This is a genomic window from Streptomyces recifensis, from assembly GCF_002154615.1.
GTDB classification, from domain to species: domain Bacteria; phylum Actinomycetota; class Actinomycetes; order Streptomycetales; family Streptomycetaceae; genus Streptomyces; species Streptomyces griseoluteus.
On sequence record NZ_MUNH01000872.1, the window covers coordinates 1 to 853 of the forward strand.

At 75.7% G+C, this 853-nt stretch carries 1 protein-coding gene; it reads right to left on the reverse strand.

Going from position 1 to position 853, the window contains the following annotated elements; all coding sequences use genetic code 11:
* A partial coding sequence (locus CCN33_RS30485; RefSeq protein WP_279628234.1) for an IucA/IucC family protein occupies positions 1-853 on the reverse strand: 853 nt, incomplete at both ends.

Sequence of the window (853 nt, forward strand, 5' to 3'; positions counted from 1 at the left end):
CGCCCCGGCGGGACTCGCGGAAGTAGTAGCCCTGGTTGTCGCGGTAGCGGCCGCCGGCCGGCCAGCCGTCCTGGTCGAGGAGGAGCAGGGTGTTCTGCTGGTGCGCCTCCAGCGCGATCCCCGCCTCGCCGTCGAGCCAGAGCACGGGCCGGACGACCTGTTCGAGGTAGCGCAGGAACCACTCGGCGGCGACCGCGCCCACCGGACGGCCGGTGCGGGCGGCGAGCCGTGCGACGAGCCGGGCCAGGCGGGAGCGGAGCCCCCGGGGGCCGGTCGTCGGACTCGGCTCGAAGTCCGGGCGCGGGGAGACGAGTCCGGCGACGCAGCCGATGTCGTCGGTGGCGGCGAAGGGGTTGTGCCTGATCATCACGTCGAGGCCGGGCACGGGCAGTCCGTCCGGGGCGTCCACGGCGAGCCAGGCGGGGTCGCGGACGATGTCGAAGCCGGGGTGGGCGGCCTGCCACTGCTTCGCCAGCCCGGCGCGCAGCAGGCGGTGCACCTCGACGCCCCGGTGGAGTTCCTTGCGCAGGTTCTCCCGGCGGGAGTTGGTGATGCGCAGGCCGAGCGACAGCTTGAGCATCGCTGGGGAGCCCGAGCGGTGGACGGTCCGTACGGAGGAGGTGGGGTACCAGGGCGAACCGAGGGGGCCGAGGTCGCGGAGCAGGCCGGAGTTCAGCAGGGCGGCGACCGGTGGGCGGTGCCGCACGTCGCGGGCCTGCCAGGGGTGCAGGGGGAGGGCGCTGTAGCCGTCGGGCAGGGGCAGGTCGGTCCCGGCGAACCGGCGGAGGAGCTGGCCGGCGGGGACGGGGCGGCCGCGTTCGGTCCAGGCCGAGTCGGAGGCGAGCAGGGAGGG